Annotated in this window: 26 protein-coding genes and 1 tRNA gene; 9 read left to right on the top strand and 18 right to left on the bottom strand. The window is 44.3% G+C overall.

Going from position 1 to position 23,432, the window contains the following annotated elements; translation table 11 throughout:
- The first annotated feature begins 26 nt into the window (after nucleotides 1-26).
- Entirely contained in the window at nucleotides 27-1,520 is a 1,494-nt protein-coding gene (locus E7L17_RS09935; protein ID WP_316323086.1) for a hemolysin family protein, read from the top strand.
- Between the two features lie 52 nt (nucleotides 1,521-1,572).
- Here E7L17_RS09935 and E7L17_RS09930 read toward each other — a convergent pair whose 3' ends face one another.
- The 4 genes from E7L17_RS09930 to E7L17_RS09915 are packed head-to-tail and all read right to left on the bottom strand — an operon-like array spanning nucleotide 1,573 to nucleotide 5,155.
- Nucleotides 1,573-1,797, bottom strand: coding sequence for a cobalt ABC transporter substrate-binding protein (locus E7L17_RS09930; protein WP_316323085.1), 225 nt, complete (start codon nucleotides 1,795-1,797; stop codon nucleotides 1,573-1,575).
- Between the two features lie 6 nt (nucleotides 1,798-1,803).
- Nucleotides 1,804-3,168, bottom strand: coding sequence for a TRAP transporter large permease subunit (locus E7L17_RS09925; protein ID WP_316323084.1), 1,365 nt, complete (start codon nucleotides 3,166-3,168; stop codon nucleotides 1,804-1,806).
- A 20-nt stretch (nucleotides 3,169-3,188) separates the two neighbouring features.
- A complete protein-coding gene (locus E7L17_RS09920) occupies nucleotides 3,189-4,160 on the bottom strand; it encodes a 2-hydroxyacid dehydrogenase (RefSeq protein ID WP_316323083.1) in 972 nt (323 codons plus the stop codon).
- Nucleotides 4,157-5,155 carry a 4-hydroxy-2-oxovalerate aldolase gene (locus E7L17_RS09915; RefSeq protein WP_316323188.1) on the bottom strand — a complete coding sequence of 333 codons (999 nt, stop codon included), beginning with the start codon at nucleotides 5,153-5,155 and terminating at the stop codon, nucleotides 4,157-4,159. Before E7L17_RS09915 ends, E7L17_RS09920 begins: the two co-directional genes overlap by 4 nt.
- Nucleotides 5,156-5,381: 226 nt before the next feature.
- Here E7L17_RS09915 and E7L17_RS09910 point away from each other — a divergent pair, with 226 nt between their 5' ends.
- The 3 genes from E7L17_RS09910 (at nucleotide 5,382) to E7L17_RS09900 (ending at nucleotide 7,576) form a co-directional block, all read left to right on the top strand.
- Nucleotides 5,382-6,353 carry a LysR family transcriptional regulator gene (locus E7L17_RS09910; protein ID WP_316323082.1) on the top strand — a complete coding sequence of 324 codons (972 nt, stop codon included), beginning with the start codon at nucleotides 5,382-5,384 and terminating at the stop codon, nucleotides 6,351-6,353.
- A 217-nt stretch (nucleotides 6,354-6,570) separates the two neighbouring features.
- Nucleotides 6,571-6,915, top strand: coding sequence for a PadR family transcriptional regulator (locus E7L17_RS09905; protein ID WP_316323081.1), 345 nt, complete (start codon nucleotides 6,571-6,573; stop codon nucleotides 6,913-6,915).
- A complete protein-coding gene (locus E7L17_RS09900; protein WP_316323080.1) occupies nucleotides 6,899-7,576 on the top strand; it encodes a hypothetical protein in 678 nt (225 codons plus the stop codon). Before E7L17_RS09905 ends, E7L17_RS09900 begins: the two co-directional genes overlap by 17 nt.
- A gap of 62 nt (nucleotides 7,577-7,638) precedes the next feature.
- On the opposite strand, the gene E7L17_RS09895 is transcribed toward E7L17_RS09900, so the two are convergent.
- The 9 genes from E7L17_RS09895 to E7L17_RS09855 form a co-directional block, all read right to left on the bottom strand.
- Nucleotides 7,639-9,027: a hypothetical protein gene (locus E7L17_RS09895; protein WP_316323079.1), complete on the bottom strand. Its 1,389-nt coding sequence runs from the start codon at nucleotides 9,025-9,027 to the stop codon at nucleotides 7,639-7,641.
- Nucleotides 9,028-9,201: 174 nt separating this feature from the next.
- Entirely contained in the window at nucleotides 9,202-9,648 is a 447-nt protein-coding gene (locus E7L17_RS09890) for a hypothetical protein (protein ID WP_316323078.1), read from the bottom strand.
- Between the two features lie 333 nt (nucleotides 9,649-9,981).
- A complete protein-coding gene (asnB, locus tag E7L17_RS09885; RefSeq protein ID WP_316323077.1) occupies nucleotides 9,982-11,853 on the bottom strand; it encodes an asparagine synthase (glutamine-hydrolyzing) in 1,872 nt (623 codons plus the stop codon).
- Nucleotides 11,854-11,880: 27 nt separating this feature from the next.
- Nucleotides 11,881-12,513, bottom strand: a complete 633-nt coding sequence (locus E7L17_RS09880) for a CpXC domain-containing protein (RefSeq protein WP_316323076.1) — start codon at nucleotides 12,511-12,513, stop codon at nucleotides 11,881-11,883.
- A 48-nt stretch (nucleotides 12,514-12,561) separates the two neighbouring features.
- Nucleotides 12,562-13,632: a tRNA 2-thiouridine(34) synthase MnmA gene (gene mnmA, locus E7L17_RS09875; RefSeq protein WP_316323075.1), complete on the bottom strand. Its 1,071-nt coding sequence runs from the start codon at nucleotides 13,630-13,632 to the stop codon at nucleotides 12,562-12,564.
- Nucleotides 13,629-14,144 (bottom strand): flavodoxin family protein, encoded by a 516-nt coding sequence (locus E7L17_RS09870; protein ID WP_316323074.1) that lies wholly within the window; start codon nucleotides 14,142-14,144, stop codon nucleotides 13,629-13,631. The genes mnmA and E7L17_RS09870 overlap by 4 nt, the downstream gene beginning before the upstream one ends.
- Before the next feature lie 12 nt (nucleotides 14,145-14,156).
- Entirely contained in the window at nucleotides 14,157-14,687 is a 531-nt protein-coding gene (locus tag E7L17_RS09865) for a hypothetical protein (RefSeq protein WP_316323073.1), read from the bottom strand.
- 149 nt (nucleotides 14,688-14,836) lie between these two features.
- Nucleotides 14,837-15,301 (bottom strand): ImmA/IrrE family metallo-endopeptidase, encoded by a 465-nt coding sequence (locus E7L17_RS09860; RefSeq protein ID WP_316323072.1) that lies wholly within the window; start codon nucleotides 15,299-15,301, stop codon nucleotides 14,837-14,839.
- On the bottom strand, nucleotides 15,282-15,674 hold the full coding sequence (locus E7L17_RS09855) for a helix-turn-helix transcriptional regulator (RefSeq protein ID WP_316323187.1): 393 nt from the start codon (nucleotides 15,672-15,674) through the stop codon (nucleotides 15,282-15,284). The genes E7L17_RS09860 and E7L17_RS09855 overlap by 20 nt, the downstream gene beginning before the upstream one ends.
- A gap of 323 nt (nucleotides 15,675-15,997) precedes the next feature.
- Between E7L17_RS09855 and E7L17_RS09850 the strand changes: the two genes are divergently transcribed.
- The 4 genes from E7L17_RS09850 (at nucleotide 15,998) to E7L17_RS09835 (ending at nucleotide 17,866) form a co-directional block, all read left to right on the top strand.
- Nucleotides 15,998-16,210, top strand: a complete 213-nt coding sequence (locus E7L17_RS09850; RefSeq protein ID WP_316323071.1) for a hypothetical protein — start codon at nucleotides 15,998-16,000, stop codon at nucleotides 16,208-16,210.
- Entirely contained in the window at nucleotides 16,207-16,515 is a 309-nt protein-coding gene (locus E7L17_RS09845; protein ID WP_316323070.1) for a helix-turn-helix transcriptional regulator, read from the top strand. The genes E7L17_RS09850 and E7L17_RS09845 overlap by 4 nt, the downstream gene beginning before the upstream one ends.
- Before the next feature lie 82 nt (nucleotides 16,516-16,597).
- A tRNA-Arg gene (locus tag E7L17_RS09840) sits at nucleotides 16,598-16,674 on the top strand.
- A gap of 238 nt (nucleotides 16,675-16,912) precedes the next feature.
- Nucleotides 16,913-17,866 (top strand): ABC transporter substrate-binding protein, encoded by a 954-nt coding sequence (locus tag E7L17_RS09835; RefSeq protein ID WP_316323069.1) that lies wholly within the window; start codon nucleotides 16,913-16,915, stop codon nucleotides 17,864-17,866.
- Nucleotides 17,867-18,180: 314 nt separating this feature from the next.
- Here E7L17_RS09835 and E7L17_RS09830 read toward each other — a convergent pair whose 3' ends face one another.
- From E7L17_RS09830 to E7L17_RS09810, 5 genes are all read right to left on the bottom strand, one after another.
- Nucleotides 18,181-19,545 carry a HAMP domain-containing sensor histidine kinase gene (locus E7L17_RS09830; protein ID WP_316323068.1) on the bottom strand — a complete coding sequence of 455 codons (1,365 nt, stop codon included), beginning with the start codon at nucleotides 19,543-19,545 and terminating at the stop codon, nucleotides 18,181-18,183.
- Nucleotides 19,536-20,195 carry a response regulator transcription factor gene (locus E7L17_RS09825; protein ID WP_316323067.1) on the bottom strand — a complete coding sequence of 220 codons (660 nt, stop codon included), beginning with the start codon at nucleotides 20,193-20,195 and terminating at the stop codon, nucleotides 19,536-19,538. The genes E7L17_RS09830 and E7L17_RS09825 overlap by 10 nt, the downstream gene beginning before the upstream one ends.
- 80 nt (nucleotides 20,196-20,275) lie before the next feature.
- Complete coding sequence (locus E7L17_RS09820; RefSeq protein WP_316323066.1) at nucleotides 20,276-21,034, bottom strand: lantibiotic immunity ABC transporter MutG family permease subunit; 759 nt, start codon at nucleotides 21,032-21,034, stop codon at nucleotides 20,276-20,278.
- Between the two features lie 2 nt (nucleotides 21,035-21,036).
- On the bottom strand, nucleotides 21,037-21,759 hold the full coding sequence (locus E7L17_RS09815) for a lantibiotic immunity ABC transporter MutE/EpiE family permease subunit (protein ID WP_316323065.1): 723 nt from the start codon (nucleotides 21,757-21,759) through the stop codon (nucleotides 21,037-21,039).
- Nucleotides 21,752-22,456 (bottom strand): lantibiotic protection ABC transporter ATP-binding protein, encoded by a 705-nt coding sequence (locus E7L17_RS09810; RefSeq protein ID WP_316323064.1) that lies wholly within the window; start codon nucleotides 22,454-22,456, stop codon nucleotides 21,752-21,754. Before E7L17_RS09810 ends, E7L17_RS09815 begins: the two co-directional genes overlap by 8 nt.
- Before the next feature lie 503 nt (nucleotides 22,457-22,959).
- Here E7L17_RS09810 and E7L17_RS09805 point away from each other — a divergent pair.
- The gene (locus E7L17_RS09805) at nucleotides 22,960-23,370 is read left to right on the top strand and encodes an Rrf2 family transcriptional regulator (RefSeq protein ID WP_316323063.1); all 411 of its coding nucleotides are present in this window, start codon (nucleotides 22,960-22,962) and stop codon (nucleotides 23,368-23,370) included.
- Nucleotides 23,371-23,432 lie beyond the last annotated feature (62 nt).

Below are 23,432 nucleotides of genomic sequence, written 5' to 3'. Positions count from 1 at the left end.
TTTCCAAATTGAAAGGGGAAAAATACATGCCTCCCGATCCCGCGGGCATACTATCCGGCGCTCCCATGCTATTAAGCATGCAGAACGCCGAAGCCGTTAACCCAGACTCGAATCCGTTTGTTTCATTGTTGATTCTATTCCTGCTTATTTTAGTCAACGCATTTTTTGCTGCTTCTGAAATTGCTATTATCACACTTAACGATAATAAGATTCGGCGTATGGCGGAAGACGGCGATAAGAAAGCGGAAAAAATTCTAAGGCTGACGGAAAACTCCAGCCGTTTTCTCTCTACCATCCAGATTGGTGTAACGCTGTCCGGTTTCTTAACCTCCGCATCGGCATCGCAAAGTTTTGCCGCAATTTTAGCGGAAAAACTAAGCTTTTTGCCAATCTCCACTTCTCTGCTGCATGGTATTTCTACCGTACTTATTACAATTATTCTCTCTTATTTTTCTCTGGTTCTGGGAGAATTGGTGCCTAAAAAAATTGCTATGCAAAAAGCCGAGGAACTTAGCTTTCGCTTTATTGGCATATTAAGTGCGACGGCATCCATTTTTAGTGTTTTCATTTCTCTTCTTACGGTTTCCACCAACTTTGTGCTCAAGCTTTTTGGTCTCGACCCCAACTCCACAGAGGATACGGTTACGGAAGAAGAAATTCTAATGATGGTAGACGTTGGCGAAGAAAAGGGACTCATTGTTGGTAGCGCAAAGGATATGATTGAAAATATCTTTGATTTTGCCGATACTACGGTAGAAGAGATTATGACTCACCGTACCGATGTTGCCGCAATTGAAGACACTAGCAGCATCAGCGATGTAGTTACACTTGCAATTGAGGAAGGCTATTCCCGTATTCCTGTTTTTCATGAGGATTTGGATACCATTCTTGGCATCATTTACGTGAAGGATTTACTCCAATACGTTGGTAGCGAAATTAATGGCGGCGTAAAAATAACAGACCTTATGCGCCCTGCTTACTTTGTACCGGAAACCAAACGCTGCACGCAGCTCTTTACTGAAATGACAGAGAGAAAAGTGCAGATTGCCGTTATTGTTGACGAATACGGCGGCACCTCGGGTATCATCACTCTGGAAGATTTGCTGGAAGCCATTGTGGGCAATATTCAAGATGAATTCGACGATGAGGAAGAAGAAATTCGCCGCGTGAGCGACAATAGCTACACGGTGGAGGGCAGCACCTCAATCGATGAAATATCGGATCTGGTGGGTGTAGATTTACCAGAAGGCGATTACGATACCATTGCAGGCTTGGTAGTTGAAAAACTAGGCCGTATCCCCAAATTCGGCGAGCACCCTACCATCCATGTAAAAAACTTAACGCTAACCGTTCAGGAAGTGGAAGAGAACCGTATCTCTCGTTTACTAATTGTAAAAGACCTTTCACTTCCCGCTTTCGGAGAAACCGGAGATAAAAAGGCTTTACCGCCAAAAGGTGATTCTATAAAAGAGCACAGCCACCAACCGCATGTCTCCTCTTTTATTGATACCGAACAATAAACTACTTTGCCCCGCGCCGGATAGCGCGGGGCATTTTTAGTTTCTATTCGTATCAATCTTCTTTTGCAGTTTTGGAGAGATAGCTCAACAAAAAAGCAACCAGCGCAGAAATAGAACAGAGAACACAAACTGGAGTTTGCAAAGAGCTCTTCGCCCAAATAGCCAGGGCACCATTCATGGTAATAACCGAAAAGAGCTGAATCGCAACCAAACATAAGGCAGATACGATAGATAGAATTAAAAACAACAGAAATATATTATTGACGATATTTTTCATGCTACATCAACCCCCTATGATGGGTAAAATCCCCAATGCGACCAAAACGCCAACCAGAACAAGCGGTATTAAATAGTTGAAAATCAATGGCTTGAACATAACACTGACGTTTTCCACACCTGCAATACTGCTGGAAATAAAAATTGGAGAGGACATTGGAGGGGAGCAGCCCTCGGTAGAAACAAACAGTAGGAACGCTACAACGGCAGTAACAGGGGGAACTCCCACAGCTACCATGGCAGTATAAGCTACCAAACCAAGGCTAACAGTAGTAGCAGTAGCATTCAGCGGACCCGCTACCAGAGCGACCACAAAACCAATGATAAGAATCATGGCAAACTTAGGCAGATTTAAGTTACCCAAAATCGTACTCAGGCCATCACCAAAGCCAATTAGCGTCAAAGCAGAGCTTCCAGTCAGAGCGAATAAAGAAACCGCACCGCAGGAGCAGACAGTTTTAGAGGTGGAGGATAAGAGAGCTTTCCAGCCGTCCCAGGTTTTTGGCAATAGTTTTCGGCCCAGAACTAAGCAAATGGACATAATCAACACCGGAACCCAGATAATGATATTAATAGCGTTCACGGCTTTCGACCCAAAGGAAGCCTGATTCTTCAGCATGGTGCCAACGGGGCCAATGGTCAAAACCAGTGGTATGACAATGCCCAAGAACATTAGTAACGATGTACCGCCCTTTTTCACCGCAACACCCAATTTTTCAGCATTGCTGTCCATAGCAGGAATCTTATGTTTCCATACATAGTAACGTACAACCAGCAAACGATAAGCCAAAGCCCAAAAAGCACCACACAGCAGAGGTACATATAGATCACCATAGCTGACCGCTTGCGCGATGGGGGCAAAGCTCAACATCAAAAACAAAGAAGATGCCGCAGGGCCACAGATTCCAAGATCTGCATTACCAGTGTTAATGGTGGCAGCTGTTTCCTTCGGCCAACCGGACTCGAGCATCCAGGGAACAGTAATCGAACCCACAGTTGCAGAGTTAGCGCTGCTCGCACTTGCCACCATTCCAAATAAGCCGCTGGCGCAGGTGGAAGCATAAGCGGGGCCGCCGCGAACACGCCCTAATAATGAGTTCAGAATGTTAACCAAATGGTTGATAATTCCTGTTTTTTGCATAATAGAAGCCATTACCGTAAATAGAATAATAGCTGCCATTACATTTTCCTGTACCGCATCCGTAAAACTGCTGGCCAGTGTCGCGGGAATCTGATTAATTCCGTTGAAAGCACAGGCTATTATCATTCCTAAGAACATCGCCTCCGCAATTGTGCGTTTTAACCCGAGATACCAAAACATAACAAACAGAATATAGACCACAAAGGCCCAAATTCCAATCCCAATACCCATAAATCAACCCTCCTCTTAAACTATTTCTTCTCAGAATCGCAAAGCCATTGAGCATTAACAACGTCTCGCATTGTCCCTGTTTCTGCTAAAGATGTAATTTTATCGGCGATATAAGGAATCATCGCATCGGCCAAATCAGCCGTAGTTCCGCCAACGTGAGGTGTTATAATCACATTAGCGCATTGCAATAGCTGAGCTGTCGTTTCGGAATCTTCCTCCTCCACACAGTCCAGGCCTGCTCCAGCCAAATTTCCCTCTTTCAGAGCCTTAACCAAAGCAGCTTCATCGATCAAACCGCCTCTGGCGGTATTCAGCAAACATGCTGACGGTTTCATCGCGGCAAGCTGTTCTGCTCCAATGATATGCCGGGTACTGTCCAGCAGGGGAACGTGGAGAGATATCAGATCCGAAGTAGACAGAAGCTGTTCCAGAGAAACAAAAGTCATATTGTTTTGCTTCTCCACTTCCTCCGGTAGGCGATACGCATCATAATATTGAACACTAGCACCCAGTGCCTGTGCCAACGCAGCTACCCTACGGCCAATATTTCCTCCGCCGATAAGCCCTACCGTTTTGTAGTTGAGGGAAATAGACGTGTCTGCGTACACTCCCCTGTCCCAGTTTCCAGCCTGTACATTACGGCTGTAACCCATTATTTTGCGGTTCAGCAGAATCATCAGGCCCAAGGCAAGTTCTGCCACGGCATAGGCATTGACGCCGGGCGTGTTTGCTACCATAACGCCGTGTTTTCCCGCTGCTTCAATATCTACCGAATCGTATCCGGCTCCCCAACGGATTACTGCTTTCAGGTCTGGATTATTTGCAATGACAGCCTCCGGAGTTTTTAAAATACGGACAATGATACACTCTGCATCCGTCAAAGAGTTATAATCCTCCTGCGACAAAACCTGAGTCACGCGGTGCTCCGGAAGGAGCGACTGAAAACGCTCCAAAGTTCCGGTGGGGTAAGGGCCTGCAAGTATTACATTCATGCTTTATCCCCTTTCGCATGAATACGAGCAGCGGTCTCACGCATTAATTCCTCACTGGGATTTTTGCGATCGATTTTAGAGGTTTCCACAATCAGCGGATATAACCCTACGCTGCATTCCCCAGCAACCTTACGGAAGAGAGGCATGAAAGTGGAGTGAGCACCACTATAACCCAAAATCAAATCTTTGGGTTTGATGGGGGTATGATATCCCTCTTTCTCCATCGCAGGGATCAGCTCGCGATCCTCAAAATCCAGAAGCTGGTACAGGTCAACCTCCTGTGCGGCTCCTTTCATCTGCATTAAAGCCACAGCCACTTCTGTTGGAAGATTTCCCGCGCTGCGAGCCATACCCAATAGACCACAATCCAGCACATCAACACCATTTTCAAAGGCAGCCAAAGCATTGGCGGTGCTTAATCCCAAATTATTGTGGCAATGGAAGCCAACCGGAATTTGAATGCGTTCTTTCAAAGCTTTCACATACAGTCCAGAATCCTGCGGCAACATGGTTCCGGCCGAATCCATTATGGTAATTTCATCTAAACCGTGTGCTTCAAGTCCAGCAGCCTCTTCGGCCAACTCTTCCGGGGTAAGAAGATAAGCTTTCATCAAAGAGTACCTTGCGGTAATACCATGTTTTTTGACATCCTCAATTACATGATAGGCTTTGGCACCGTCGCCAGCATCCATACCAATTCGTAAAAAAGAACATCCCTTGTCTGCCGCCATTGCCACATTTTCCGGCTCATAGCGCTTAGCATTTAAAAACATGCCGATATCTGCTTGTGACAGGTAAGGGTGGATTAAATCTAGATAATCAGCATCGCTAATCGGAGCAGGGCTCCCCTTTTCCGTTGCTCCAAGTCCCTTGGCATTTCCCATCTCAATAATGTGAATGTTACTGCGGATTAGGCCCTCAATCATTAATTTGGTCAGTTCTGGGGAAAACCCATTTCCGACAACATTCGCGCCGTCACGCAGCGTACAGTCCATAATTTTCACAAAATCACTCCTCAATCAAATAAATTGATGTATTTTATTGCTATAATTAACATACTAGAAATTACACCATAAGTGAAACACAAGTCTTTTTTGATTATCACAAATATTCTTTGTGACTTTAAAGAAAATTCTGCATTTTGACAAATATCAGGAACTCAGGTATGCTGTTTTAAAAGAAAGTGTTTGGCATAGTGCGAATCGATGAGGGAGGCAGAACATGGACACCACCAGTCTTTATTATTTTACAGAGGCGGCAAAAGACCTTAACTTTACACAAACAGCCAGTCGTTTGTTTTTGTCTCAGCAAAATCTGAGCAATCACATTGCAAGGCTGGAAATTCTTTTAGATTGCAAGCTTTTTCAGCGAAAACCCAAACTGGCTCTTACCTATGAGGGGGAGCTTTTCCTCTCTTATGCCAAAGAAGTGGTCGCATCCGAAAGCAACATTGTAACGGTATTAAAGTCTATTCAAAATGAAGATACGGGCGAATTGCGTATCGGAATGACAACGCCCCGCGCAAGCATCATCATTCCAGAAATAATGGAGCAATTTATCGATGCGCACCCGGGAGTCCATATCAAGTTGTTTGACCAACCCTCCTATCAGTTGGAGAAAATGCTAATAGATAATAAACTGGATTTTTGCATTGGGGTAATCTACTCTGAATACCCAGAGCTTCAGTCAACGCATCTGCTAACAGATAAGGTTTATCTCTGCGTCTCTGACGCGCTGCTTCGCAGCTGCTATGGCACGCAGGCCAATGAATTGCGAATGCAGGCGCAACACGGAGCGAATATTGCCGATTTTTCCCGGCTTCCTGTGGTCATGCCCACAAGCAGTATTCCACTGAGCCGTGCAATTCTCTCTTGCTATGAAGAGGCTGGCAGCCAGCCCAACACCTTACTGACTACTACCTATCCCCAGTTCTTTCACTCACTCTACTTCCGTGGGATTGCGGCCGCCTTTTTAACGGAAATGATTCTGGACGATACCCTGCGCTACCAGCAGGAAGGAACGGAAACGCTCCACACCTTTCCTTTGCTACTGAACGGAGACTTTTTATACCGGGACATTACACTTACCATCAACTGTCGCCGGTACTTGTCCAAACCGGCCAAGCATTTTATATCTTTAACTCAAAATATGTTTTCCTCTATTTCACAAAAAAGAAGAACAGATAACCACTAAAATCATGGCTGCCTGCAAGAAAATTTACAGCAGCCCCGCATTTTTTCTCTACTTGCGCTTTGAATGCCATTAAAAGGCAGCACAAAGCGCTTTTTATTTTTGCCACTTTGCTTTTAACATTTACTTAGAGCACTTGACAATTCCTCTACCATGTATTACAATGTAGCTACTACATTGCATTGCAAGATAGATGTAGCAAGTCAGGAGGATGCACCACATGATACCATCGCAAATGCTGAAAGGGACACTCGAGGGCTGCATACTAAAAATAATTAGTCGGCGAGAAACCTACGGCTATGAAATATCGCAGGAGTTACAACAGTATGGATTTACCGATATTTCGGAGGGAACGATCTATCCGCTTCTCCTGCGGCTTGAAAAAAGCGGCCTTATTACTGCCGAATACCGAGAATCCCCGCTTGGCCCCCGCCGAAAATACTTTTCCCTCTCCGTAGAGGGTCAGGCAGAGCTCAGCGGTTTTTATGCAAACTGGCAGGAACTTGAAAAAGCGGTAAATAACTTATTTCTTCATGGAGGGAATTACGATGAATCTAAAATCTAAGCTGCTCAACCGCAGTAACAACAAACTTGATAAAGATCTATTTCAAGAATACGTTCCGGTGATGGTAGATATGGTTTGTTACCTGCGCGCATCCCACTTATCGGAATATCATCAAGAGATTGTTCGGCAGGATTTACTAGAGATGCTTCTCTCCGCGCAGGAACGAGGAGACTCCATTGAATCGGTAATTGGCAAGGATTATAAAGCTTTCTGCGACGAGATTATTGCCAGCCTGCCCGCAAGAACCGTTCCACAACAGATATGTGGCGCACTCAGCACCTTTTTTCAATGTGCGACAATTTTGAGTGTGATCGGTGTTCTATTTTCCAAGGATACCTACCGTATCATCCGTTCCGCCTTTTCCAATCAGCCTGTCGATCTTCTCATTTCTGTACCGATTAGCAGTGTGATTTCCTTTGCCTTGATTATTGCTTTTTCTGTTTTTATAGTTCAACATATATGTAAAACCGTCTTTGAGACGGAAAAAAATAAACCCGGTTTGGGAAAAGCATTTTTGATTGGTGTAGGAATTATACTATTTTTATTACTCATCACATGGTACGGGCAGGCAATTGCATTTACTGTATCAATTTGGTCAGCCTGTATCAGTATATTTGTTATGTTCGTACTTTACCGTTTTTTTGAACGATTTGAGGGATAAAAAATACGCCGAAACAAGTTTTACACTTGTTTCGGCGTTTATTATTATATTCAATTGAAAACTTAAGAAGTAAAGAAACTCTGGTTGCGGGCAGCAACACCATTTTGCTTGACTCCGGCTGTCACCATAACCCGTATGGAGGAATGCACGCCGCGCACAGTAGAACTAACCGTTGTGGGGTCTGCGCTCGCTCTATGTGCGGTGATGCGGTAATACACATCCACCTGCCCGTCACTTCTTGCCACACGGCGAAGCTCCTTTACAGATGCAATATGTGCACGACTGGAAGTCGTTTTCACTTCATCCGCAGAGGCTCCCGAAAGGGTAACCTTGTAGTCATAAATATTACCCGGTGCAAACTGGTAGCTTACGGTGTCTATCATTACCCAACCGCGGTTTGACGGTGTAGGAGTTGGTGTAGAACCAGTTGTAACTGTTAAGGTATAGCTCGTAGTTGTTCCGTTTGAAGATTTCACGGTGAATACAGAGGTACCGGCTGAAAGCCCCTGCACTTGGTATTGCGTTCCACCATTCACTGCTGTACCCGAACCCAATACCTGCGCCACATTGGGGTTACCAGAGGTTACGGTAAAGGTACCGGAGGTTGGCCTCTGAATGAAGATAGACGCCGTTCCCCCTATGCCAACCGTACCGGTGTAGCTGCTAAGCTGAACCGAATCGGTTGTACCAGAGCTGGAATTATTATTGCCATTCGGATTTGAAAGCCCTAAGTTTGTGGGCGTAAATACATAAGAACCACCGGTAGCCACACTGATTTTAAACTCATCGTCGTCATTTAATTTGTAGCGAGAACCGGTGACATAAGAGAGCTTAGAGCCGGAAAGCTTATATAAATAGAATGAGTTTTTCTGGGCATTATCCAAATCGTAAAATACGGGGTAAGTTACTTTTGCATCATCACCCTTATCCACCGGAAGAATGAGCGAAGTGTTCTTCGGCAGCTCACTCGTATACTTCATCTGTAAAACGGCGCTGTTGACAGTAATGGGGTCAGATAGTGTGATGGTTGAAACCGAAGTCATTTTCAATGCCAGATTAATATCAGCAGGTTTATCCATTTTACCATTGGTAAACTCCCAAGCATATTCCTTGTCTCCGTCTTTGGAGTATATCTCAAAGGTAGCTTTTTTGCCACTTTTTTCAATCGCCTGCAAGGTAGATTTTGGAACGGTAATCGTACCAATATCCTGCACGGCTTTCGAGGTAGCGGACTCAAAATTCAATTGTACCGTCACATTTTTTTTATCATTTGTGAGTATGTATTCAATTTCAGATAATTTTGCAGCATCAAATTTAAAGCTGGTACCAGTAATATCTATGTCAACCGTTTGGTCGCTCGATGCTGCCTGAGCGGTTTGTTGAGGTACCGCTGTCCATAACAGACCCATAGACAGTACCATCGCCATCCATTTTTTCCCTATTTTTCTCATCGGCTTTCGTTCCTCCTGCATTCTGCCCGCACAATCGAGCCGTTTTACTGTAGGTTGCCTAATTATCACAATTTCCCTTTATTTCCCTCTCATTATATATAAAATCTAACTATGAGTCAAGGTAACAAGGGCAACCATATCCATCCCTTTTTCCCCAATCTCATTCTAGTTCATTCATTTACTCCGCTTTTCCAATAAATCCTCCACAGCATGAATCGCTTTACTCACAAAATTAATTTTCTTATCAAAAATAATTGTTTCATTATCCCTTACTACAATTTCCGCAATGATTCTATCATTCTTTTCGGTTTTCTCTGTACCGCCCCCTACGGTAGTCCATATAACCGCCACATCCTTATCTGTTAGAGGCTCCACGGTCTTAACGGTAAATTGGGCACCATCAAAGAAACCTGCTTCTGATTTCGCATTGATTACCAGCTGACCTTTTTGCTGGTATATTTGAACCGAGTTATAGTCCTCTTTTGATTCATAAAGCAATTCTTCCCTTGTTACATTAATCGGAAAAGGATTCTTCGACTGCTCCGATTCAGAAGAACAGGCATTTAGTAGCATACAAAATACAAAAGTCAGGCAAAGAAAAAACGACTCTATCTTTTTCATACTATTTTTGCATCTCCCTATAATACTTATCGATTTTTTAATAAGTACAGAACCAGTGTAAGTTGGGTAAAATCCTCTTGTTTTTAAAATTACGGCATAAAAACAAGTGAACGGATAACTCAAATTCACATACGACCGAGTAGTCGGTAATTATTCAATTGCCAGTGCAGCCTGCTCTTGCCGGCAATCAATCATTTTTTAACATAACGATCAGAGTGTTCGTTTTATTGGCATAGAGAAAGCTTTTTGGCATCCCCAATGAAATAAGTGGTTTTTATGTAATAAAAATACGAAAAAGAGTGCAATGCGCTCTTTTTCGTACTCAACTAAAGCTTACTTTTTAAAATTGGGCATATCGCCTTCTTCGTGTCCCGCTCCCTCAAAATAGACTTGATACCATAGCAGGAACACAAATACCGTCCAAATACGGCGACTGTAATCACGGAGGCCTTTATAATGGTCTTCCAAATACCGTAAAAGCTCCTCCGTGTGGAAGAACTGCTTTGCTAAATCGGAAGAAAACGCATCCTTTACCACTTGGTAATACCGCTCATCCCTCAGCCATACACGGGTAGGAACCGGGAAGCCCAGCTTTTCCTTCTTCGCTGTACGAGCGGGAAGATGGCGCAGCGCAGCCTGCCGCATGGCATACTTGGTTGTGTCATTCTTTAAACGCAAACTTTTCGGAATAGACGACGCAACACGGAACACCTCTTTATCCAAAAACGGAACACGCAGCTCCAATGAATTTGCCATACTCATGCGGTCTGCCTTAAGCAGAATATCTCCCACCATCCAAAGGTTCATGTCAAGATATTGCATACGGGTCACATCATCCAAATCCTTTACGCGGTCGTAATACAGCTTTGTAAGGGTTTGGGGCTTGGTCGCAATGGAGGGGTCTTTGAGCAAACGCTTTTTATCTTCATAACCAAACATTTTGGCGTTGCCAATAAAGCTTTGGTTTGTGGGAAATTCACCACGTGTGATAAAGCCTTGTCCCACAAAATGCCACGGCACCTTTTGCACAACACGGCGCAAAAATGTGCGAAGCCATTGTGGTAGTTTATGGTACTTCTCAAAAACATCCGGTTCATTGTACACGGTGTAGCCGCCGAAGAGCTCATCTGCCCCCTCGCCGGACAAAACAACCTTTACATATTCGCTCGCAAGCTTAGAAACAAAAAACAGCGCAATGCAGGAGGGGTCAGCGAGCGGTTGATCCATATGGTACTGTACTTTTTTAATATTGCCCCAGAACTCCTCGGAGGTAATCAACTTTTTGTGGTGCTCCACATTAATCTCTTTGGAAAGGCTCTCCGCCCAGTCGATTTCATTGTACTTTTCGCCGAAATCAAACCCTACGGTAAAGGTTTTCTGCCCCGGGAAATACGTTGCCACATAGCTGGAATCTACACCACTGGAAAGGAAGCAGCCTACCTCAACATCGCTAATCTTATGGCATTCTACCGATTCCTCAAACACTTTTTCAATGCGGTCAATTGCTTCCTCTTCGGTGAGGGATTCATCTGGCTCAAAGCGAGGCTCCCAATAGCGGGTGGTCGTCACCTTGCCGTCACGGTACCACAGGTAGTGTGCGGGCAAAAGACAGAATACACCTTCAAAAAAGGTTTTCGGCGGCACCGCATATTGAAACGAGAGGTAATTATTGAGCGTATCGTAATCCAGGCGCTTTTCAAACCCCGGGAACTCTAAAATGCTCTTAATCTCCGAGCCATACACAAAATGGTCGTTCACTGTTGTGTAGTGCAAAGGCTTAATGCCAAAAAAATCTCTCGCAATAAACAGAGACTTATCTTTTGTATTCCAAATTGCAAACGTAAACATTCCGCGCAGGCGGTTAAGCAATCCCTCCTGCCACTCTTCGAAGCCGTGAATCAACACCTCAGAATCTGTGTGAGTGGTAAACACATGGCCTTTTTCAATCAGCTCATCACGTAGCTTCTGATAGTTGTATATTTCACCGTTAAAGGTAAGTACCAGCGTTTTATCTTCGTTAAAAATCGGCTGGTCGCCCGTAGAAGACACATCGATAATACTCAGGCGGCGAAATCCCATTGAGATATCCTCCGTCTGAAAGGCGCCGCTGCTGTCTGGCCCGCGGTGTGTAATCTTGTCGGCCATGCTTTTGAGCACGGCCTCTCTATCTATAATCTCGCCTGTAAATCCGCATATTCCACACATAACCTAATCCTTGAGTCCCTTCTCCGGTTATTGCTCCAGCAGCGTTCTGGCGAGTGCCAAATCCACCAACTGAAAGCCTGATTCCTGAAAACCTACCCGCTCCGCGGCGCGAAGCGATTTTTGATATACTTCCAACCGAACCCCTTGGTACACCGGTTTTTCTTCGCCCCGAAGGAACATTGAAAAACCTAGGTAGTCCAGTTCTTCACTCATTGTTAAAAAGAATGTATGATCCACCCTTGTTTGCTGCTTGCTCTCGGCCAGCTCCTGCAACGCCAGCTTAACCATCTCCAGCGCCACATCATTGAGCCCGCTTTCAAAGATCATCACTTTTTCTTTTAGCTCTGCTGGGGAAAGCACTAGCCGCTTCTTCAGCCCAGCCAGACCCGGGTGGCGTTGCTCCGCCTCAATTACCTGCTGGGTGCGCCCGGCAGGTGACAGGCAGATTAAAAAGCCTCGCTCTTTGTCGTGGTACAGGCATGGGTAGACCATCTGCGCCTGATGATTGCAGTCAGGGCATTCCCAGAAGAACAAAGTTTCATCTAAAATGCGCTCCCTCTGCTCCGGGTCGGCAGAAGCGTCAATCTCAATCCACATGCGGCTTTTATTTACCGCCCCACAACCGGGGCAGCTCAGCTCTTTGGTAATGCAGGCTGCCATTCTAACACCCCATTGCTTCTTAATTCTAAAAGTTTGTACCAGTTTTTCTTACTTTAATATGGTTCCGCCACCAATTACCAAATTATCTTGGTAAAATACCACCGCTTGTCCCGGTGTGACCGCACGCTGCGGCTCATCAAATATTACACGAACCTGCCCCTCGGTATCAGGCACCACCCGTGCCTGCGCCGGCATTGCTTGGTAGCGTACTTTTGCCTGCACCAGCAGCTCGGCAGGCGGCTCATCAAACGCAATCCAATTCAGGTCGCCAGCTACCAGCTCTTTTGCGTACTGGCTGCCCTCCGGCCCCAGAATTATTCGATTATTTTCAGCATCAATTGCCGTTACATACATCGGCTGGGGGAAGCTAATTCCAAGGCCCTTACGCTGGCCTACGGTATAATGGGTAATTCCCTTATGCCGTCCCAACACAATTCCCTTTGCATCTACAAAATCGCCCGCTGGCAGTTCTTGCCCAGTATAACGGTGAATAAACCCGGCATAATCCTTATCTTCTACAAAACAGATTTCCTGACTATCGGGCTTTTTTGCGACTGGGAGCTCTGCCTCCTGCGCCAAACGGCGCACCTCTGGCTTTTCCAGTTCGCCAATGGGAAAAAGCGTGTGTGCAAGCTGATACTGTGTTAAAGAATACAGCGCATAGCTTTGGTCTTTTCCCGCAGGGGAACGGTACAAAAGCCACCGCCCTGCTTCATTTTGCCGCACAATGGCATAGTGCCCGGTGGCAACCGCATCAAAGCCAAGCTGTTTGGCACGGCGCAGCATTTCTTCAAATTTTAAATACCGGTTGCAGTTGATGCAGGGGTTGGGTGTTCGGCCGGCTTGGTATTCCTTCGCAAATGGGTCAATTACATCACGCTCAAACTCCTGCGTAAAATTCATGACCAAATGCTCAATACCTAGTCGGTAGCAAACACGCCGCGCGTCATCTATGTCATCCAAAGAACAGCAGCCACCATTTTGGCTGCTGCACATGTACTCATCCGGGCGAAGGCGCATGGTCATTCCCGTCACTTCATAGCCCTGCTTCTGCAGCAAAAGAGCAGCGACAGAGCTATCCACCCCGCCGCTCATTCCCAGCAGTATTTTTTTGCTCATTCTTTCTTTTCTCCGTCCTGTTCGCTGAGCTCCAGCTTGCCGTCACTTGTTAGGCGGAACGCTTTTCGCTCCGCCTTTACATCATAAATCAATTCTCGTGTTGCCTGCAAATCCAGCACATGCGGGCAAATCGCCCCTGCCTGCTCAAGCTCGGTTCGCAGCAGGTTGGCTGCCTCACCCGCGCCGCCGGCATGGGTGATAAACCCATACACCGTTTTGCCGTTCAAATCATATTCCCGAACAAAATCATTTACGGCGGGCGTAACGTTGCCTGCCCAAACAGGGGAGGCAACTACCAGAGTATCATACTCTGAAATATCGGTATCAACAGGCAATATGTCGCCGCTCTTGCGCCGAATTGCGTCATATACGCCAAGCGTATAAGCACCAATTAGGCCACGACGGGCTATTTCTTTTAACTCCACAAAATCGGCGTCTAGCGATTTTGCCATACAGCCACACAGCTTTTTTGTTTTCCCCGTTTGAGAAAAACACACAATTAAAGGTTTCATGCCGGCACTCCCTTACTCTTCGCTGGGAGGAATCACACTGCCGTCAATTTCATCGGCTGCTTCACCAGTGGTTTTCTCTTCTGTTGTACGAAACTCATCATCGTATTCTGAGGCCGCATGAGAATGGCTTCTCCCAACCCCATCAACCCGGTGTAGTTCACGTTCATCCTCATACAGGTCGTCATCATAGCCGTCAAACTCCACATTGCGAGCCTGGCAAGCATAGCAGTCCTCATAATCCTCATACTCGTTGTAATCGTCCTCTTCCTCATCGGTCAGTTCTTCCAAACGAGTTAAAGCACGGTCCAATCGGCGGCGGGAATTTTCAAGTGACAAGCAGTGGCGCTCTGTCTCTTCCAGATTTTTGTCGCGCAGATTATTAAAATAGTATTTACCCAAAGCAATATACGCACGGTCAATGTTCTTTTCCTCACTGCGTACTACGGCCTTGATCCGGTTAATCAGCGCACTCTTTCGGTTGGCTTCCACTACAAAATCAATCGCTTTTGTCACACTGGATGCGACGGAAGATAAAATTTTCATAGCTTCTCCTTTATCCGCTGCACCGTTCCGTATAAATTGCCGGAAAGCCCGGCCGAAACGGCAATTTTTTTCAATAGCTGCACTTATTATATCGCAAAAGGTCATGGAATAACAGAAAAATTTTGTTAATTTATTTTTTCTAAAAAATTTTACGATACCAACGCTTGGCCATTTGCTACACAAAGGGTAACCACTCGCTCCGGAATACCCGAAAGCTGTGAAATGCACTCCACCGTAAGGGGGTTATACCACTGCTGCCAGTCCGGTAGTCTATCCCGCAATAAGAGGCAAGCCGCAAAATAATCTGCTTGATTTTCAATTCTAGGAATGCAAAAATTTGTGTTTTCACTTAGCTCAATTGTATTTGTTTTTCCGTGCAGAAGAACATGCCCCAGTTCGTGTGCACAAATATAATTGTGCAGCTTGGGGGAAACGGATAAATTCAACACGATTGTAAAACGCTGTTGAAAACAAAGGCAAAAGCCGTTTACACACTGGGGGAGCTCTTGCCATAGCACGGGGATGCCCAGAAGGTCGCACAGCTCGAATACATCACCACTGCCATAACGCAGCCTGAGTGAGCGAACCACCTGTTCAATCCTTTGATTCGTCATTTTCTCCCTCCTCCGGAATGGCGATTGCAGCCGCCACTCGGATTGCATTCACTATTTTTTCTCGGTCCGCTTCGGAAAGGGGTGTACCATTAAACATCAACCCCTGCTGATTCTTTAGAATGCTGGTAAATCGGTCAATTACAGTATTCACCTCTTGCTCCTGCTCTGCCTGTGGCTCTTGCCGAAAACCCAAAAGGGTGTCGGTACTCACGTGGAACATGCGCGCCAAGCGTGCCAGCAATTCGCTGTCCGGCTCACGCCGCCCTTGTTCATACATACCCACCGCAGAGGCAGAAATTCCCAAACGATTTGCTAGTTGTGCCTGCGTCATTCCATATTCTGTTCGGAGTCGTTTTAATTCAACCGAAAACATACTGCTCACCCATTCAAAACCACCCTCACAAAGCCAATACACCAGCTTATTAAAGAAAATCTGCTTTATTTGGGTTTTAATTGATGCTATTTTACCACACATTTCGTGTTTAATCAATCACTATATAGGAGTTTTTGATGCTGCTCACAGCGTTGTACCAAAAATCTCCCTGTGAGATTATTATCGAACATTTGTTTAATAATTGTATTGAAGCATGGGTATTGCTATGTTATGATGTATTTGACAAGCCCCGGTATTTCATTCCACTCTGCCGTGCTTTGTCATTCAATCTACACAATACGTGTATTTAAAGGAGAAATGACATGGATTATATGAGTTGGGGAGAAGAATATCTTACAGAAGCAACAGAGCTTAAAAATAGAGTTGATTTTTTGCGCAATCAGCGAAAAGAAGTCACGGCAAATGAAGCAAAAGATTTGGATTTAAGAATCGCAATTTTATATTCAATGTATCTCGATTGCCGAGAAACCGGGAAATTGTTACAGAGCTACGCGAAAAGAGGTGTAAAGCTTTGAGGAATAAGCGCTTATCGTTAGACCAGTTTACAGAAGGCCTCGCAGGATTTCAAATATATGCCCGGCAAGGGGAAACTTCAGATACGGAGTACCGCCGCATGCTGCAAACACTTCGCAAGGCGATGGACGGCGAGCTCACGGACCGCCAGCGTGAATGCTTACAGCTTTGTTTCTTTGACGGCTTAACGGCAAGGCAGGCGGCAGATGAGCTGTCCATTCACGAATCAACTGTTAGTAGGCACTTAAAAAAAGCACGTCAGCGCTTGGGGCGCGTGCTTTTATACTCATTTGACCGCCTCGAATAATATTGACAAATACCCTGCCCTGCTGTAAAATAAAACAGCTAGTTGCCCCACGGGGCAGGGTTTTCATTACCATTTATTATTTGTCTCCGTAGCTCAGCTGGATAGAGCGTTCGCCTCCTAAGCGAAAGGCCGTGCGTTCAAATCGCGCCGGGGACGCCATAAAAACAGCCTGTAAACTTTTTGTTTGCAGGCTGTTTTTATGCCGTCTTGACAGCAATGATATAATAAGTTAGTTGCAACTAATTTACCGTTGAGATTTCATTAATATGTACATCGGATTATGAATCCATAAATTGTTACTGTAATCCGAATATGTTATATGCCAATCAATGGCGCACGCAGAAAACAAGAATGGAAATGTTAGTTTTAACGAACACAGTTAAAAAGGAGAACTTGTATGTTTCAGAGAACAAAAAACAAAGCGATTATTGCGGTAATGCTCTCCATGACATTACTCTTTTCCGCATGCAATACGTCATCTGGAAAAACAAATGACAAGAACAATGTATCCGCTCCTGCTACCATTAGCGATGTATCTAACTTGTCGGAAACTAAGACAATTCATATGGAATATGGAGATGTCAAAATCCCAAAGAACCCTCAAAAAGTTATTATCACCTATAACCAAGGTGATTTAATAGCTCTTGGCGTCACCCCGGTAGGTGCTACCTTTAGTGAAGGCTCTGCGTTTGAACAATTAGCAAAGGGTGTTACATTAATTGACGGATGGGAAGTTCATCCAGAAGAGCTCATGTCATTAAATCCTGATTTAATTATTTGGGGAAATTATGATCAAAACAGTTATACAACCTTGTCTAAAATTGCACCCACTTTAGCCGGTGATTTTTTCAGCATGAGCTATGAAAAGCGTCTTCGCTTTTTCGGTGAAGTATTTGATCGTGAAGAAAAGGCGGAGGAACTCATAAAATCATTTAATCAAAAACTGGCAGAGTCCAAATCTAAATTAGCGAATGCTGGGCTGAAGAACAAGAGCATTGCTTGTATTGAAGTTTTTGGCGGTATGGTGCGTGCTTATGAAGCAGGGCGAGGCGGTAAACTTGTTTATGATATGTTAGGTCTTTCGGCTCCAGAAAAATTATCAAAAGCATTTAAAGATGGCGCTGTGGACCTTTCGTACGAAGTACTCCCAGAGTATATGGGCGATTATATATTGCTAAACACTGGAAAACAAAGACTAGCTGATAACAAAGTGTGGGAAAACCTTCCTGCTGTAAAAGAAGGCAGGCTGATTCAGGCTTCATCCGATATGTTTTGGTTTAATGATATTCTTTCCTTATCTGCTCAAATCGACATTATTACCAATAAAATGTTGGAATCCACTCAATCATAAACCTGTTTTAAACTTACCGCATAAGTAAGCGTGCATTGATTCCTGCATCTATTATTAAGATGAATTGCTTATTATCAAAAGGAATGCTGGATTTTACACGAATTATCAAATACAGAAACGGGAGTCTATATCTAATGGCATACTAGACAATATTAGCGGGTTAACGGTTTTATAATATAAAATTAAACCGTTAGTGTAAAAAGATATACAAAAAGAATCTAACAACTAACAATTAGATAAAATAAGTCAGAACAGCTGCAAGCCCTTTACAAAAGAGCTTGCAGCTGTTCTATTTTAAATGGACGAATTTATTATCAAATTCGATGCAATTCTAATGTGACACTTGCGCCCGGCCCATCTTCGCGATTGGCAATTATTAGCCTTCCGCCATGTTTTTCAGCTGTAATTTTCGCAATATACAGCCCAAGGCCGTAGTGTTTGCCACTGCGAGCAGATTGCTCCGTGTAAAATTGTTTGTCCGCATTTTTCAGCGCTTCTGCAGAAAATCCAGAACCTCTGTCATCAACTGTAAAGGATAAGTAACCCTCTGTTCCTCCGGTTATCTCCAAGGTAATAAGAGTACCCTCTCGCGAATGCTCCACTGCATTATTTAACAGGTTAATTACCGCACTGCTAATTAGAAATCGGTCACCTGTAAAATCGGCTGGCATATCTTTTGTTTGTAACACAAAATCAATACTCTTCGTCTTACAAAGTGCCATACCTTGCTTTTCCAGTTCATTTACTAGCTCTGGAAAAGAAAACAGCTGGTTCGTATTTTCATTCTCCTCTGAAAGTGATGCTGCAGAGATCAAAAGGCGGGTATAATTCTCAATTTTATCTGCACTGGATCCAATGTATTGCAGCAATTCTTTATCTTCTGCTTGCACGGAACTTTCCAGCAATAATTCTGTATTTCCTTTTATTACCGTTAGCGGCGTTTTCAGGTCATGCGCGATTGCAGAAATCTGAAAATTCTTGCTCTGCTCCATAATCCATTGCTCTTTTAATGAAGCAGATAGGGCGGATTTTAAATCATCAATCGACTGCAAGACCGTGTTTAATTCCCGGATATGAGTGGGAAAAATCTCAAAATCCAAATTCTTTTGCCGGATGGCATCGGTTGCTTTCGTAAGGGGCGCCAGCTCCACTTTTAGTCGCTTGCTAAATTTTAGAGCGATAAGCACTGCAAATAGAAGAAAACATAAAAAAAGAAATATGAGCTCCGCCAGCTCTGGATTAGGTATTCTTTTGTTTAGCTCAGGATCTGCAAAATGTACCCTAATATCAAATTCTACAATTAAAACACTACCATCTTCTCTTAAAATACGCCGATACTGGTTCTGGGGCAGTTCTTCCTTGGCAGCAAGTGTATTTTTCAATTTTGTAATTGCTTTTTCAGACATATCCGTTTGTACCAATATATTCTTGTTGTCAAACAGTGCGTAAGAGCAGGGATATGGCACCTGAGAAGAATCAAACGGCTGGCTCGCGGCGAGCTGGCTCTCACTGCTCTGGAGCGCACGCTCCGCATGGTTCGCCGACAGAAGAAGCCCGGTATTCATTGCATAATAAAAGCCTGCAAGCACAGCAAATACCAACAGCAGCAACAGCAGGCAAAATCCCATTAAATAGCGTAAAAACAGCATGGATAAGGAGGATGCTTTTTTCACTTCCATGTATACCCCACCCCCCATACCGTTTCAATGGGACAATTGCCGTATATAGAAAACTTTGTCCGAATGTTCTTTACATGCACACGAATTGCCGCAATGTCGCTTTTAGAATCAAAGCCGAATATCTGCGCCAGCAAGTATTCGAGCGAAAAAACCTGCCCTTTTCGGCGAGCCAGCAGTTCACAAATTTCGTATTCACTTTTGGTCAGTGGAAGCACCTCGTCATCATAAAAAACTTTCTTTTCTGACAAATCGAATCGCAACTTACCCAAGAGCAGTGTTTGGTGGTGTTCCCGGTGCTCTCTACGCAGGTGAGCAGATATACGGGCACGCAGTTCCGCAAGGCTAAACGGTTTTTTAATATAATCATCCGCACCAAGGGAAAGCCCATCCACAAGATCCTGATCCATTGTTTTTGCTGTAATAAATAAAATGGGGACATCTACATTTTGGCGTATTGTTTGGCAAAAAGCAAAGCCATCCATTCCTGGCATCATCACATCTAGTAGAATAAGGTCATATATTTTAAGGTCTTGAGCAGTCAGACCAACCGCACTGTTTTTGCAGGTAACACAGTGTCCGTCTCTTGTTAGTGTGTTCTCTATCAACTTGCAGATACCCACATCATCATCAATCGCTATAATATTTGCCATTCTGTCGCCCCCTACGTTCTTTTCATTTATTATAGTATATCCTCCAAAACGAAACAACAAAAGAAAGTACCAAAGCAAGTCTACTCCGTCTCTACTTTTCTGCCCTCCCACTTTTTGCTCCAAAAAACCAGTAGAAAGAGCAGCACAACGCAATAAACAACAAGAAAGAGCAAACTGGTTTTTACGCCGGATGCTTCAAGGAAAGCAAGCCCTTTCATATTACTTTCTACTAAAATGGTGCAATAGCGAGTTGCTGCACCCCATGGTAAAAATGGCCAGATACCCTCTCCAAGACCCGTAATCAGCAATGCCGAAAGTAGGCTTCCTATTAACCCTAGGCCAAGCCCAATTCCTTTCCCCAAAGAAAAGCTCAATAAATATTCCAAAAGGTACAGCGGCATATTCCCTAAGAATAAAAGCAGTGCTGCCTGCCAGAAAAAAGACATGGGCAGTAAACTATGACCCGTTGCCGTAAAAACAGCTCCGAACCCACAAACAGCCACAGTGCAGGCAAAAAGGCCAAATAACAATAATACACTTAACTTGCTCAGATGTGGTGTTTGTCTCTTACCCGGACAAGCAAGCAACAACTGAAATCCCCCGGCATGTAGTTCTTGTTCGCTGGCCATTACCACAATGATTCCAGTTAAAAACGGGAATACAAGCGCCAAAGCCTGTAAATAAGCCTCTACTTTCAGAACCTCATCCCAACGCGACGTATTGTAATAGAGAAGAAATATACCTGCACCCAGAACCGGAACCAGCAGATGGAGCGGCATGAGTGCCGAATGTGTAAATCGGTACATATCTGAGCGAAAATTACGAATGAACGTCTGCATTGTTACACCTCCTTTGTTTGGAACCACCGAGTAGTTACAACTGTTAATAACATGAACAGTGCAATTGAAATTAATAATCCAGGTACAATTACGCCTTTGTTTGTAAGCTCGCTGCCCGCTTTTGCCCACAAGCCGTTTGGCAATACGCCAATAATGGGAGTTATTAGTCGCGCAGGAATGGAAAAGGGTATCCACCAAAGTGGCTCGGTTGCAAAAAACACTCCCACTCCCAAATTGCACACAAAGCTAATAAAGACAGCCGCAAAGGCTCCCAGCTTTTCGGTCACAAACATCCAAAGCGGAGTCTGCCAAGCAAAGGTAATAAACAATACCAAACTACCCGCTAGGCAAGCTGCGACTGGGATCGTTTCCTCAAATACAAAACCTCCCAGCGCAGCACCGGCAAAGAAAACCATACAGCTCGCAAACAGATACAGTGTTCCAACCATAATCTGCGCTTGCCACAGCTTGCTTTTCTGTACCACAATTCCAAACAGGCCATGCCTGTTTTTTCCTTTTTCTCTTGCCGTCATAAATGAAATGAACATAGTAAAGCTGCCCGGCAGCAGAATGGTGTACCACCAGTTATACGAGCCGTTTTGAAGATCGGCACCACCCATTAAAAACACCCCCATCAGGAGTGTCAGCAAAGGTGCCAGCCATATAAAATTCGGCTGAAAGGTGTGCTTCTGCTTTAAGCATTCCGATTTCACCAAATTAAACATCTTGTGCACCCGCCTTTCTCACAACCTCCATGAATAACTCTTCCAGATTGCCCTCGGCATCAATTTTATCCTCGTACCAAAGTCTGCCATTTGCAAGAATTCCAATGTGATTCGCAACGTGCTGCACCTCAGACAAAATATGACTGGAGAGAATCACCGTAATGCCCTGTGCAGGGAACGAGCGAATCAGCTCTCTCAGCTCTTCAATTCCTATTGGGTCAAGGCCATTGGTCGGCTCATCCAAAATAAGCAACTTCGGGTGGTTTAATAGTGCCATGGCAATACCAAGCCGCTGTTTCATTCCCATCGAAAATTGACCCGCTTTCTTTTTGCCCGTATTGGTTAGCCCCACTGTGTGCAGCACTTCATCCATGCGGCTATCTGGCAGACCGTAGAGCAGCGTGCGTACCTTCAGATTTTCACGTGCACTTAGATTTTCGTAAATAGGCGGCGATTCAATGAGTGCACCAATGTCTAATAGTGAGTCACGCCCCCACGGCTTCCCATTAAAATAGATTTCACCGGATTTCGGTGCAAGCATCCCGGTAAGTATTTTCAGCAGAGTCGATTTTCCTGCTCCGTTTGGGCCGAGCAGGCCATACACCGAGTTTTGCTCAACAGAGATTGATATATTTTTATTTGCAGGTTGACCTTTAAAATTTTTACAAAGGTCTTTTGTGGTAAGAATATATTGCATCTAAAACGCCCCTTTTTGTTTTCTTGTTTATTAGCATATAGGGCATTTATAAAGATTTTATAAGCTTTTGGTATAGCCTGATTCCATAAATAAAATCATACTGGCAAACAGACGGAATATATTTAAATATTCACACCTAGCTTGACAAACATTGCTATAAAGAGCGCAATAATTGGACTTATTTACCAAACAATAACACTCCGCTGCTTTTAATGGCAAGAAATGCCTGTTCTTATTTCAGATTGTGAAATACCTGCGTCATTTGTTATTTACAATGAATGAAACTTCCAACAGGTAAATAAATTATTAAGTGCTATTTTCAGCACCATTCCTGCAAAAGGACATGCCTCTCAACTTTTTTCGATTTTTGTTTTCTTTTATCTTTGTAGTTTTTACATAAAAATTTTCTGAAATTTATCTTCAAAAACAGCTTTTTACTAAATTTAATCTTGACAAAAAATATCCAGTTTGTTAAAATGCAGGAAGAAAGTGGAGGTGTCACATTGCTCATTACGAAAGAAACGGATTATGCACTGCGAATTCTGCGCGCACTGGCAGACGGCAACCGCCAAACTGCCGCTGAACTGGCTGCAAATGAGCAGATCCCCCAACAGTTTGCCTATAAAATACTGAAAAAGCTGGAGAAAGCGGGCTTTCTTCAAATAACACGAGGAGCGGAAGGCGGCTGTTCATTAACAGCAAACCTTAATACCATTACGCTGTACCAGCTTATTCGTGCTATGGAACGCGAAGCCGCTGTAAGCGCTTGTACCGAACCAGGCTACGAGTGCCCGTGGAGAAAGGCGCACGGCGGTGCGATTTGCAAGACACACATTCAGTTGGCTCAAATTCAAAAGGACATTAACCGCGAGCTAGATTCACACACCTTGCAAACCATTTTATTTGGCAGCTGACCTTCTCTCTCTATTTTTTATTTGCAGCAAAAACCTAACGATAGATTAGTCGCAAAAGGAGG

It is taken from the genome of Clostridium sp. (genome assembly GCF_032576335.1).
Taxonomy (GTDB): Bacteria; Bacillota; Clostridia; order Oscillospirales; family Acutalibacteraceae; genus Faecalispora.
Note: the sequence above shows the minus strand (reverse complement) of the source record. Positions and strands in the feature narration are given on the sequence as shown.

Excerpts from the sequence above, each read along its gene's own strand:
- E7L17_RS09930 (WP_316323085.1), bottom strand. The coding sequence starts at position 1,797 with ATGAAAAATATCGTCAATAATATATTTCTGTTGTTTTTAATTCTATCT.
- E7L17_RS09820 (WP_316323066.1), bottom strand. The coding sequence starts at position 21,034 with ATGCAGACGTTCATTCGTAATTTTCGCTCAGATATGTACCGATTTACA.
- E7L17_RS09890 (WP_316323078.1), bottom strand. The coding sequence starts at position 9,648 with ATGAAAAAGATAGAGTCGTTTTTTCTTTGCCTGACTTTTGTATTTTGT.
- E7L17_RS09815 (WP_316323065.1), bottom strand. The coding sequence starts at position 21,759 with ATGTTTAATTTGGTGAAATCGGAATGCTTAAAGCAGAAGCACACCTTT.
- E7L17_RS09920 (WP_316323083.1), bottom strand. The coding sequence starts at position 4,160 with ATGAATGTAATACTTGCAGGCCCTTACCCCACCGGAACTTTGGAGCGT.
- E7L17_RS09810 (WP_316323064.1), bottom strand. The coding sequence starts at position 22,456 with ATGCAATATATTCTTACCACAAAAGACCTTTGTAAAAATTTTAAAGGT.
- E7L17_RS09895 (WP_316323079.1), bottom strand. The coding sequence starts at position 9,027 with ATGAGAAAAATAGGGAAAAAATGGATGGCGATGGTACTGTCTATGGGT.
- E7L17_RS09925 (WP_316323084.1), bottom strand. The coding sequence starts at position 3,168 with ATGGGTATTGGGATTGGAATTTGGGCCTTTGTGGTCTATATTCTGTTT.
- E7L17_RS09865 (WP_316323073.1), bottom strand. The coding sequence starts at position 14,687 with ATGAAAATTTTATCTTCCGTCGCATCCAGTGTGACAAAAGCGATTGAT.
- E7L17_RS09870 (WP_316323074.1), bottom strand. The coding sequence starts at position 14,144 with ATGAAACCTTTAATTGTGTGTTTTTCTCAAACGGGGAAAACAAAAAAG.
- E7L17_RS09900 (WP_316323080.1), top strand. The coding sequence starts at position 6,899 with ATGAATCTAAAATCTAAGCTGCTCAACCGCAGTAACAACAAACTTGAT.
- asnB (WP_316323077.1), bottom strand. The coding sequence starts at position 11,853 with ATGTGTGGAATATGCGGATTTACAGGCGAGATTATAGATAGAGAGGCC.
- E7L17_RS09850 (WP_316323071.1), top strand. The coding sequence starts at position 15,998 with ATGGATTATATGAGTTGGGGAGAAGAATATCTTACAGAAGCAACAGAG.
- E7L17_RS09835 (WP_316323069.1), top strand. The coding sequence starts at position 16,913 with ATGTTTCAGAGAACAAAAAACAAAGCGATTATTGCGGTAATGCTCTCC.
- E7L17_RS09830 (WP_316323068.1), bottom strand. The coding sequence starts at position 19,545 with ATGGAAGTGAAAAAAGCATCCTCCTTATCCATGCTGTTTTTACGCTAT.
- mnmA (WP_316323075.1), bottom strand. The coding sequence starts at position 13,632 with ATGAGCAAAAAAATACTGCTGGGAATGAGCGGCGGGGTGGATAGCTCT.
- E7L17_RS09910 (WP_316323082.1), top strand. The coding sequence starts at position 5,382 with ATGGACACCACCAGTCTTTATTATTTTACAGAGGCGGCAAAAGACCTT.
- E7L17_RS09905 (WP_316323081.1), top strand. The coding sequence starts at position 6,571 with ATGATACCATCGCAAATGCTGAAAGGGACACTCGAGGGCTGCATACTA.
- E7L17_RS09935 (WP_316323086.1), top strand. The coding sequence starts at position 27 with ATGCCTCCCGATCCCGCGGGCATACTATCCGGCGCTCCCATGCTATTA.
- E7L17_RS09860 (WP_316323072.1), bottom strand. The coding sequence starts at position 15,301 with ATGACGAATCAAAGGATTGAACAGGTGGTTCGCTCACTCAGGCTGCGT.
- E7L17_RS09855 (WP_316323187.1), bottom strand. The coding sequence starts at position 15,674 with ATGTTTTCGGTTGAATTAAAACGACTCCGAACAGAATATGGAATGACG.
- E7L17_RS09825 (WP_316323067.1), bottom strand. The coding sequence starts at position 20,195 with ATGGCAAATATTATAGCGATTGATGATGATGTGGGTATCTGCAAGTTG.
- E7L17_RS09880 (WP_316323076.1), bottom strand. The coding sequence starts at position 12,513 with ATGGCAGCCTGCATTACCAAAGAGCTGAGCTGCCCCGGTTGTGGGGCG.
- E7L17_RS09915 (WP_316323188.1), bottom strand. The coding sequence starts at position 5,155 with ATGGACTGTACGCTGCGTGACGGCGCGAATGTTGTCGGAAATGGGTTT.